At 39.8% G+C, this 10816-nt stretch carries 8 protein-coding genes and 1 pseudogene; 4 read left to right on the plus strand and 5 right to left on the minus strand.

Annotated elements, in window-relative coordinates; all coding sequences use genetic code 11:
• Positions 1-50: 50 nt before the first annotated feature.
• Positions 51-4037: a hypothetical protein gene (locus tag H6G74_RS25715; RefSeq protein ID WP_190970347.1), complete on the plus strand. Its 3987-nt coding sequence runs from the start codon at positions 51-53 to the stop codon at positions 4035-4037.
• Positions 4038-4054: 17 nt separating this feature from the next.
• Here H6G74_RS25715 and H6G74_RS25720 read toward each other — a convergent pair.
• Positions 4055-4474 (minus strand): annotated as a pseudogene (locus H6G74_RS25720) (XisH family protein).
• 225 nt (positions 4475-4699) lie between these two features.
• Between H6G74_RS25720 and H6G74_RS25725 the strand changes: the two are divergent.
• The gene (locus tag H6G74_RS25725; RefSeq protein WP_190970348.1) at positions 4700-5575 is read left to right on the plus strand and encodes an SDR family oxidoreductase; all 876 of its coding nucleotides are present in this window, start codon (positions 4700-4702) and stop codon (positions 5573-5575) included.
• 338 nt (positions 5576-5913) lie between these two features.
• Positions 5914-7410 carry an HlyD family efflux transporter periplasmic adaptor subunit gene (locus tag H6G74_RS25730; RefSeq protein ID WP_190970349.1) on the plus strand — a complete coding sequence of 499 codons (1497 nt, stop codon included), beginning with the start codon at positions 5914-5916 and terminating at the stop codon, positions 7408-7410.
• A 72-nt stretch (positions 7411-7482) separates the two neighbouring features.
• On the opposite strand, the gene petA is transcribed toward H6G74_RS25730, so the two are convergent.
• Together petA and petC are read right to left on the minus strand one after the other, a co-directional pair.
• Positions 7483-8484: a cytochrome f gene (petA, locus tag H6G74_RS25735; protein ID WP_190970350.1), complete on the minus strand. Its 1002-nt coding sequence runs from the start codon at positions 8482-8484 to the stop codon at positions 7483-7485.
• Positions 8485-8589: 105 nt separating this feature from the next.
• Positions 8590-9129: a cytochrome b6-f complex iron-sulfur subunit gene (petC, locus tag H6G74_RS25740; RefSeq protein WP_015111832.1), complete on the minus strand. Its 540-nt coding sequence runs from the start codon at positions 9127-9129 to the stop codon at positions 8590-8592.
• 229 nt (positions 9130-9358) lie between these two features.
• On the opposite strand from petC, the gene H6G74_RS25745 reads away from it, so the two are divergent.
• A complete protein-coding gene (locus tag H6G74_RS25745) occupies positions 9359-9667 on the plus strand; it encodes a DUF3067 family protein (RefSeq protein ID WP_062290766.1) in 309 nt (102 codons plus the stop codon).
• Positions 9668-9676: 9 nt separating this feature from the next.
• Here the strand turns inward: H6G74_RS25745 and H6G74_RS31650 are convergent, their stop codons facing one another.
• Positions 9677-9805 (minus strand): hypothetical protein, encoded by a 129-nt coding sequence (locus tag H6G74_RS31650; RefSeq protein WP_277927184.1) that lies wholly within the window; start codon positions 9803-9805, stop codon positions 9677-9679.
• Between the two features lie 22 nt (positions 9806-9827).
• Positions 9828-10622: a twin-arginine translocase subunit TatC gene (tatC, locus tag H6G74_RS25750; protein WP_190970351.1), complete on the minus strand. Its 795-nt coding sequence runs from the start codon at positions 10620-10622 to the stop codon at positions 9828-9830.
• Between the last annotated feature and the right edge of the window lie 194 nt (positions 10623-10816).

Here is a 10816-nt window from a genome sequence, read left to right on the forward strand (position 1 = left end):
TAAATATGAACATATTTAGTTTCATACGTCAGAAAAAAAAGGAATTAGGCATGAATAAGAAATCCAGTAATCGCACACCAAATATTAAGCTCACACCAGGAGCAGTTTATATTCAAGACTGCGTATCTAATGAACTCAGCAAGCTTTACAGTCTGGATTTAACTACAGGTAAAGCGAACTTGATTGGTGAGATCGTGACAGAGGTTTCTGACATTGCTTTTGTAGGTTCGCAACTATATGGGCTTGACCGTGAAGGCGACAAGACAAAACTAGTTAAAATCGACATCAATTCAGGCGATGCGATCGCAGTTGGTGATATTGGCTTTGCTTGTGCAGGTTTAGCATACAATCGTCAGCGCAAAATTCTCTACGCCACAACAGCCAAACAATTAATTTCTATTAATCTCGAAACAGGTAAAGGTACACCAGCCATCACAGTAGCAAGTAAAGACCACAACTGTGGTGAAGTTGCTTTTGATAGTAATGGACGAGGCTATATTACCTTAATTGGTTACGACAAAAAGAAACTATTAGCCAGTTGTGACCTCAAGACAGGTGAAGTGCAAATAATTGGTGACATTGGCTTTCCTGATGTAGCCAGTTTGGAATTTGTTGGTGATGTACTCTATGGCGTAACTGGCAACTTTTTTAACTTAGGTAAAGATGGTCAGTTAATCTGCATTGATACCAAAACTGCTAAAGGCACTTTAGTTACCATAACCGACCCTATCGGTCGTTGGGCTGGAATGAGTATTTATGAACCAGCTACAGCAGTCGTAACTAAAAATACTTCAGAAGTGAAACCACAAGAGGAATCTGAAAAGACTGAGGAAAAATCTGAAAAAACTAAAGTTACTCAAGAAATTCAAACTGTCAAGGAGGTAAATATGAATACTTTAACCATTGATACCAAAACTAATTGTTATGTTATCGACGCTAACCAAATGAATCATCTGCAACAAAACGTTGCAACATCTTTTGTCTTTGAAAAAGGTACTTTTGATATCAGAATTACTGGGGGTCACTATAGCCACAGCAAAGCTAAAACATCAGGAGAACCTTTTATTTTACTGTGGATATATGGAGATAACGGCAGTACATTTATTAACAAAACAACAGGTTTTGAAGTAGGCGCAACCTGGACAACTTTAAATGGTTACAATGATATCTTAAAGCTGGAAATTAAAGAAAGAGCAGTTCTCCACGCTTTATTTTTTGATTTTAATAATGAAGATAATAGTGGTTCTCTTGACCTTTTAATTACTAGTAACAAGCAGTTCTTTAATCCAGCCAACTTAACGGTAGATAGCAAGCGTAACTGTTATGTTCTTGACAATAGTTACCTATCTAGCCTCAAACAATCTGGTTCTAACTTTGTTGATTTGAACCCAGGTAATTATCGTCTAAAAATTCGAGAAGGCACTGCCAGCTATTGGTCAGATAACAAAAAATTTAATATCGAACCTTGGGCTTTATTGTTGGTCAAAGGTGGAAAATTTGTTACAAAACTGACTGGCATCGAATCTGACGAAACCTGGGTTTCATTAAATGGTCTTAAAGATGAAGTAGTTTTAGAAGTTAAAGAAAAAACTACACTCACAGGTTTATTTTTTGACACCTATAAAGAAGATAACGAAGGACAGATTATTCTAGCGATCGAATCCCTAAGCGTAGAAGAAATAACTGAGGGATATAAAAAGCAAGAAAATATTCAAGTCAGTCAACAATCATCATCAAAAACAACTGTTACAACTACAACAACTGGAGGTAATGGTGGCTCTGGTGGTGGCTCTGGTGGTAGCTCTGGAGGTGGTTCTGGAACTCGTGAATTAGTTGGTGCTGGTGCTAATAGTACAGTAGAGTTCACCTTCCGTTTTAATGAAGAGGAATTCAAGAAGAAATGGGAAGAGCAGCTACAGCAGATTAATACATCTATCAAGGTAATAGATGAAACCGATGTCACTTTAGAAGCTAAGTACTGGGATCAACTTGAACAGTGGCTGCTAAAAAACTATGAGAAGCACTTCAAAAACCTATCTGTAGAAGTAGCAAAAGTCAGGTTTTCGATGGATGCTTATTTACAACAGATAGAGTTTAGTTTAAACCAGCATCTACAAGGTTGGTCTGGCTATTTAGAAAGGATTTTGGAAGATAGGATTAACGTCGAAGTATCGAGGAGAATCAACCAATACATCAATCAGTATATTGACCAAACCTTTGAACAAAGAGTCCGCAGTAACGTTGGTTTGATTATCAACAACCTTGTCAATAAGCAAGAACTCAACCAGTATATTGACCGACAAGTTAATCAACAAGTTGGCAATTCCTTTGAGCAACATATACGCAACAACGTTGAGTTAATCATTAGCAACATTGTCAATAAACAAGAACTCAACCAGTATATTCACCGACAAGTTAATCAGCAAGTTGACAATTCCTTTGAACAGAAGATACGCAACAACGTTGAATTAATCATTAACAACATTGTCAATAAGCAAGAACTCAACCAGTACATTGACAGTCACGTTAATCAGCAAATTGACAATACCTTCGAGCAGCATATACACAAAAACCTGAGCCTCATCACACAGAACATTGTCAATAACAACGCCGAACTTAATCAGTACCTCAGCCAGCAGATCAGCAATAATTTTGAAGAAAACATACGCAATAACATTGACTTAATTAGTCAAAACATCGTGAATAACGATACTGAACTTAATCAGTATGTCAGCCAGCAAATCGATAATAGTTTTGAGCAGAAGGTACACAACAACATTGAACTGATTATCAACAATCTCGTCAATAAGCAAGAACTCAACCATTACATTGACCAGCACGTTGACCAGCACATTGATAATACCTTCGAGCAAAGGATACACAACAACCTGAGCCTCATAACGCAGAATATAGCTAACAGCACTGAGCTAAATCAGTACGTCAGTCAACAAATTGACAACTCTTTCGAGCAGAAGATTCAGAATCATATCCAACTGATTACCCAGAATATTATCAATGATAATGATGTATTCAATCATTACGTTGACCAACGTCTGGAGCAAAGTGTACATCACAACACTGAAGTTAATAACACGATTGTCAACCTTGTTACGAATAGTGCTGAAATTAACAACAAGATTGAGAACATCCGCAACGAGTGGAATCAATCATTCATCACTCTGGTAACAGAGCAAATTGATGAATTAATCAACGTTATAGGTGGTAGAGAGGCATTTATCAAATTAATTACTCAGAATATTGTGAATAACAATACTGAGATTAGCCAGTACGTCAGCCAGCAAATTGACAATACCTATGAACAAAAGGTCAAAAATTATGTCAAGTTAATTACTCAGAATATTGTCAATAATAATGACATCTTGAACCAGTACGTTGATCAGCGACTACAGCACAATGTAACTAACAATAATGTTGTTATTAATCAAATCTTTGACAACGAGCAAATAACCCAGAAGATTCAGAATATCTTGAGCAATAATACTCAAATTCACCAGAATATTGAGAGCGTTGTGATCAATAGCAATGAAATTAACAATAGAATTCTGAACTTGGTTGTCAACAGCACAGAGATTAACAACAAGATCAGTAACGTCTACAGAGATGTTGACCTCAAGATTGAGAATATCCGCAACGAGTGGAATCAAACATTCATCACTCTGGTGAGACAGTATGTTGATGAATTAATTAGCATCATTGGCGATAGAGATTCCTTCAATATCCAAATTGCTAATATCATCAACGTTAAAGTGGATGAGCTTCTCAACCAAATCTTGAGAATCAGAAACGAACTGACTGTGATTATTAACAATGCAGACAGACATCTCTACGAATGGACTTTGGGAGAACTAATGGCTATTAAAGGTTGTTTAACTGACCGTCAGGCTCTTGTTGAACAGCTAGTGACTTTCAGTACCGAACTTAGAGTTAAGCTAGATAATACTAACTGTGTTGATATCAACACATTCAAGCCTTTCAAGCCTCTCTCAGTTCCCCAACAGTTACCAGGGAATAGATAGTTAATAACTATCTTTGGCTACTTTATTTTTACTGAAGTAGCCAAAGATGTAACTAGTTGAAGATGATAGATTATTTGACCGGATCGGCAAATTAGAGCCAAATTTCTAATCCCGTTGAAAAAATTTTCGTAAATACTATCTTTAATGGCTAAATAAACTTGATATTCCGGTTCAGTCAGATTAATTAAATTTCGATATAAAATATATTCTCCTCAAGCAAGCTCAAAGTCTCGCATTGGTGAGGCGCTTAAAAAGCTTTTAATTTCGACAATAATTTTGCGTCCATTGTGTTCATTCGCAATAGGTCTTTCTATTGCTAAATCAGCAAATAATTCAGTATCTTTATATTTAATTTTATAAGGATCAGCAAAAATGATCCAACCGTCTTTAACTAAAGCATTTTTAATTGCATCATGGTAAACATCTTTGGCTGGCATTATCCTCTTGGTAATTTATATGATTATTTTAACAACAGATGTTCAGGAAATTTAAGTAACAAATAATACATGAATAAATCACTTGGTTACTGAATAAATGAGCGATCGCTAAATCGATAAATTATCACCTCGTGGCGTAAGTCCTAGTTAATATACAAATATGCTCATACTTGATGTTCAAGAATCCATCAGTAGACTCTAAGTATATTAATTTTAGGTATTTATATGTTTTTAGTAACAGGAGCAACGGGGGGAATTGGTCGTCGTGTTGTGCGACTGCTACGCCAACAGGAACAATCAGTCAGGGCGTTTGTGCGCTTGACTTCACGTTATAGTGAGTTAGAACATCGGGGTGCAGAAATCTTCATTGGTGACTTGCGCCAAGCCAGAGATATAGAAAAAGCGACTCAAGGTGTCAAATATATTATCAGCACTCACGGTTCTGATGGTGACGCGCTCTCACTGGACTATCGCGCCAATATAGAACTGATTGACCAAGCAAAAGCTAATCAAGTTCAGCATTTTGTGTTTGTGTCTGTGTTGGGAGTCGATCGTGGCTATGAAGATGCACTTGTATTTAAAGCCAAACGCGCAGTCGAACAATATTTGGTAGATAGTGGCTTAAATTACACAATTTTACGTCCATCTGGACTAGCATCAAATTTGCTGCCACTGGCAGAACAATTTCGAGAAACAGGGTTGTATTTATTGATTGGCGATCGCAAAAACCGTAGCTCAGTTGTGAGTACAGACGATTTAGCAAAAATGATAGTCGATTCTGTCAAACTTACAGAGGCGTGTAATCAAATATTGCCAGTCGGGGGGCCAGAAATTTTGCAACGGGAAGATATTCCGCAAATTTTTGGTCATATTTTTAACAGAGAACCGATAGTCATCAACCCGCCAGTCTTTTTAGTGGATGGGGTAAGAAATATTATTGGTTTATTCAATTCCCAAACGCAAACAGCTTTGGGAACTTATCAGACATTGCTATCTAATGAATTTTTCTGTAAAAAAGATGAAATAGCAAACTTAGAGAGGATTTTCAATTTTCAATTGGAAACTTTGGAAAATTTTTTACGACGCTATTTAGCAGTTTGAATTTAGAGGTTACAGGTTACAGGTTAGAGCTTAGTTTAATGCGATCCCTAGTTCCTCCCTAAGCCCCTAACTCCAAGCCCCTAGCCTCTAGTCCCTAGTACAATACGGCGTAAATAAACAGACAATAAGAAATTGCTAAAAGACTTGTGGTATCGTTATTACTTCTTTTTCCTTTTGCCCTTCGGGTTCACCATTTGACGACAGTTGCCTCAAGTCGGGAGACCCGCCCACGGCACTGTCTCCTTTATGCCGGGAAACCCGTCCACCGCAATGGCTCACCTTTTTACTTTTGCCTTGTTGTACTAGCCCCTAGCCCCTTTTATTAAATTTAAAAATTTATGACTTCTCCCCTATTTGCTAATGCGGCTCAAGCACGTCAAACAAAACAGCGATTCGCCAAGCCAGAGGATCAGCTGTCTTATGAATTAGGTAAGGCAGTTCAAGAGTTGCCACCGCTTTATACTAGATTGTTAGCTGGAACCATTAGTGTAGCTTTATTCGGGACTATCGCCTGGGCGCATTTCTCGGAAATTGATGAAGTAGCGATCGCCCAAGGGGAATTAATTGCTTCAACCCAAGTCAGACCTTTGACATCCCTGGGGAATGGGATGATTTTAGCGGTGAAGGTGAAAGAAGGCGATCGCGTGACCAGAAATCAAGTATTAATTCAACGCGACCCCGATTTCCAAAAAACAGACGTGAACCGCCTGACAGAATCTAGCAAGTTGATTAAAGATGACTTAGAGCGTTTGGATGTAGAACGCATCGGCGGTCAAAGTACTGGTGAGAAATTGCAAGATGAACTGTTGACAGCACGCTTACGCGATTATCAAGCACGTCAAGCCAGCGCCGAAGCCGAAGCCAACCGCCAACGCGCCCTCCTCGACCAAGCAAAAGTCCGCTTGACAAGATTGCGAGAAAATTTAGAAACTGCCAAAACTGCATTAGTTAACTCCAAAGCTAACTTAGCTAATGCTCAAAATATCCGCGCAACAGTCAAAGAAGCATTAACAATTGCCAAAAATCGAGAAACCAAACTCCGCACTTTAATTACTCCTGGTGCTGTCCCTAGGGTTGATTACTTAGAAGCACAAGAAAGATTAAATCGTGCTACTACAGATGTCACCAGATCAGAAGATGAAGTAACTAACGCGAGTAATAGAGTCGCAGAAGCACAAGATCGAGTTGTATCTCTCGAAAAAGACATCGCAGCCCAAGTCCAAGAAGTCCGTCAAGCGGAAGAAGCTTTTCAAGGGGCGCGTAATCAAGCACAACGTGTTACATCTGAGCGTCAAAGTGAAATTTTGACTCAAATGAACAAACGTAAAGAAGAATTAACCACTGTCTCTGGTCAATTAGCCCAAGCGAAAAAGCAAGAAGACGGAGAAACCATTAAAGCGCCTGTAGCGGGGACAATCTACAGAATTAAGGCTACCAAAGGCCCTGTACAATCAGGAGAAGAATTACTGTCTATCTTGCCAGATGGCGAAGAATTAGAACTAGAGGTGAAAGTCCTCAACCGCGATATTGGCTTTATTCGTCCAGGGATGAAGGCAAAAGTTAAAATGGCTACTTTTCCATTCCAAGAATTCGGCACTATTGATGGCACAGTAGTACAAGTTAGCCCCAATGCTGTAGTTGATAAAGATTTGGGCTTGGTTTTCCCCACCAGAATTCAAATGAATAAACATTCCCTAAACGTACGGAGTAAAGAAGTAGTATTTACACCAGGTATGGTAGCTACAGGAGAAATTGTCACGCGCAAGAAATCAATTTTAACTTTCATTATCGAACCCGTAACTCGCCGATTTAGCGAAGCTTTTTCTGTTAGGTAAAAGATGACATAAAAAACTAAAAAAGACAGGCGATACACCTGTCTTTTTTAAAAAAGGATTTATCAGAGAATCTTAGAAATTCATTTCAGCAGCTTGAACTTTTTCAACCTGTTTCTTCTTGAGAACTAGCATTACTTGAGCTAACATTACCAGGCAGATAAAAGCAATTAGCCAACCAACTCTGCTAGAGTCTTGTAACACAATTTCTGTATCTTTTTGACCAAAACCACCAACGTTGGGGTTATTAGTCAAAGCGTCACCAGATTTTACTGTTTGTCCTTCAGAAACAATCAGTTCTGGGCCGAGAGGAATTGTATCAGTGACCACATCACCAGCTTCGGTTGTGATGTTCACCAAATATTTCACGTTACCTTCACCATCATCTTCTTTGGCAATCTTGTTGATGGTACCAGTAGCAGAAGCGTTGTAAACAGTGTTGTTGCTCTTTTCACCAGTAGGATAAACTTGTCCGCGTCCTCTATTACCACCTACGTGAACTGAGTATTTACCAAAGTGGATATTTTTGTCAGTTGCAGGATTAGGAGACAGAACAGGGAAGACAATTTCCTGATATTGTTCGCCGGGTAAGGGGCCAACAATAACTACGTTGTCGGAACCTTCTTTGTAGGTTTGGAAGTAGGTATCACCAACTTCTTCTTTCAGTTCTTCAGGAATGCGGTCTTCAGGAGCAAGTTTGAAGCCTTCGGGGAGCATCAAAACTGCACCAACGTTTAAGCCAACTTTAGAACCATCTGCACCAACTTGCTGCACGCTGGTATCGTAGGGAATTTTCACCACAGCTTTAAATACTGTGTCGGGCAGCACTGATTGAGGCACTTCGACTTCTGTGGGCTTGGCTGCTAGGTGACAGTTAGCGCAAACGATTCTACCTGTTGGCTCGCGGGGAGTTTCAGGATAGGTTTGCTGCGCCCAGAAGGGATAAGCAGCAGCACTTTGAGGCAAAGCAATATCGCTAGTAAAGAAGAATGTTACTGTAGCGATCGCTATGAGCAATGTTTTGGTAATTGCTCTAGCACTGCGAGTCAAACTCGCTGTTGTAAAGGCATTTCTCATCTCTATAAGGACAACGATTCTTGGATGAAGTAGTCAATAGTCACAGTTATCAGTTATCAGTTATCAGTTATCAAGCATGTTCACTGTTCACTGTTTACTGATAAATTAAGCCCACCAAGGTTCTTCGCCGGTGCGGAAGTCGGTTTCAGTCCAGGGTGTGAGAACAATCTTGTCGTTTTCGGCTTTGGCGTGGCTTAAAGCCAAAGAACGGGGTGCAGGGCCTCGAACTACTTTACCAGTTGCGTCGTATTGAGAACCGTGGCAAGGGCATTTAAATTTGTTTTCCGCAGCGTTCCAAGGAACAACACAACCCAAGTGGGTGCAAACAGCGTTAATGCCGTAATCGGTGATGGCTTCTTTGCTTTCGACCACAATGTAGGTGGGGTCGCCCTTCAATCCTTGAACGAGGGTGCGATCGCCTACGTTATGGCTGTCTAGAAATTGACTAACGCTCACATCGTTGCCCAGGCTGTCTTTTGCTGTTGTACCACCGCCAGCACCACCAGCAGCCGGAGGAATAAAGTAGTTAACAACGGGATACAATGCACCCAGAGCTACTCCAGTGACAGTCCCAAAGGTGAGCAAATTCATGAATTGACGACGACCCATATCGGGAACGTCCATTGATTCCGAAAATTGAGCCATATCCTACGCGCTCGCTCTTTGTATATTTTGTTTAAGCATTTTGACAAGAGTACTAATACTTGAGCAGCTCCTGTCTGGGTCGAAATGCTAACTAACAATGCTAAACTTCTTTATTGCAAGATCCTTTTAGCATCTTTTCTGTTAGCATTACATTTCTTTATATCCTTATCATACTTGAGTTACGGAACTTAACATCATAACTAAATGTAAAATCTAATTGAGAGAAGCTATGACAGGAAAGGAATTACACCAACTGTTACTGGATAAATGGGGATATTCTTACGATGTCCAGTTCCGTCGTACCCAAGGCAAGATATTTCTGCAAGTGATGTGGAAATATCTTGAGCAAGCTTCTTTTCCCTTAACTGAGGCAGAGTACCAAGAACATCTTGATACCATCGCTAATTATCTTAATGCTTTAGATGGTACAGCACAGGTGAAAAATTTTATCGCCCAAACACGCGATCGCCCCCGGCTGGGTAAAGCTGTCAGCATCCCCCTCGATTTGGGGGAACGCGCTTCTGAGTGGATAGTGTAACAGCTAAAATTAAACAATTAACACTAAATCTTTTGGTTGGTAAAGTTGAGTAATTTGGGCGCTAGATTCTTTGATGCCTAAATTACCAAAGTTTACCCACTTGGGTAAATTATAAAACTTTGGTAACTTTTCATACACAAATTTCTATAAATTCTTTGTATTACTTCCCTGTGAGTTTCACTAAACCAATTCCCCCCATATAAAGCCCTAAAACAGCGCCTGCTAACAAAGCTTGGGTTAAAGGGTCAGTGGAAGGTGTCAGCACTGCACCTAAAATTACAGCTGCCATAATGACATATCGCCAGCCAGCCAGCATCCGCTCAGAAGAAACAATGCCTAAATTGCCTAGCAACAATTGAATAATGGGAATTTGAAATGCTAAACCAGTGCTAAATAACAACAGCAATACAAATTCAAAATACTTATCAATTGACCAGAGTTGTTCTACTACATCCGCACCATAGCTAATAAAAAATCTTAAAGCGGCGGGAATCAGCGCAAAATAGGCAAATACTAACCCAGCAACAAATAACACGCTTGACCCCAAAACTATTGGCCCCACTAGGCGACGTTCGCGGCGGGTCAACCCTGGCAAGACAAATTGGATAATTTGATAAAGAATAAACGGGCTAGAAAGAACTACACCACTGTAACCAGCAACTTTCAGGGAGACAAAGAAATATTCCCCTGGTGCAAGCTGGAGAAATTTCACTCCGGCGGCTGGTGCTTCTAGTAATTGCACAATTGGCTTAACAGCAACAAAACAGCCAATCACAAAAATGACTACAGCTATTAGTGCATAGAATATTCGCTGTCTTAACTCTTCTAGATGGTCGAAAAGAGACATTTCGACTTCACCCGGCAACTCATCAAGAGGATTGGTCTCCGAGTTGCCTTGTCCTTCTAGATCGATATCAGGATTGATAATGGTGTCAGCTTCAGATGAAGGAGTCATGAGTAGGCTATTAGGCAACATTTGTTAACTATTCTATTACTCATGGGTGTAAGGGTGTAGGGGTGTACTGACAGGTGTAGGTTTTTTACAATTAGGAGGAGTTAAAACGGTAGAAATCGTTAACAGGAGTAGAAGGAAAAGAACTCCAGCGAAGAAGTTGAATAGGAAGATGGTTGAGTAAATTAGCAATCAGG

Source organism: Nostoc spongiaeforme FACHB-130 (genome assembly GCF_014698475.1).
Lineage (GTDB): Bacteria > Cyanobacteriota > Cyanobacteriia > Cyanobacteriales > Nostocaceae > Nostoc_B > Nostoc_B spongiaeforme.

Coding starts and splice junctions, on each gene's coding strand:
- tatC (WP_190970351.1), bottom strand. CDS start 10,622: ATGACTCCTTCATCTGAAGCTGACACCATTATCAATCCTGATATCGAT.
- H6G74_RS25730 (WP_190970349.1), top strand. CDS start 5,914: ATGACTTCTCCCCTATTTGCTAATGCGGCTCAAGCACGTCAAACAAAA.
- petC (WP_015111832.1), bottom strand. CDS start 9,129: ATGGCTCAATTTTCGGAATCAATGGACGTTCCCGATATGGGTCGTCGT.
- H6G74_RS25725 (WP_190970348.1), top strand. CDS start 4,700: ATGTTTTTAGTAACAGGAGCAACGGGGGGAATTGGTCGTCGTGTTGTG.
- H6G74_RS25715 (WP_190970347.1), top strand. CDS start 51: ATGAATAAGAAATCCAGTAATCGCACACCAAATATTAAGCTCACACCA.
- H6G74_RS25745 (WP_062290766.1), top strand. CDS start 9,359: ATGACAGGAAAGGAATTACACCAACTGTTACTGGATAAATGGGGATAT.
- petA (WP_190970350.1), bottom strand. CDS start 8,484: ATGAGAAATGCCTTTACAACAGCGAGTTTGACTCGCAGTGCTAGAGCA.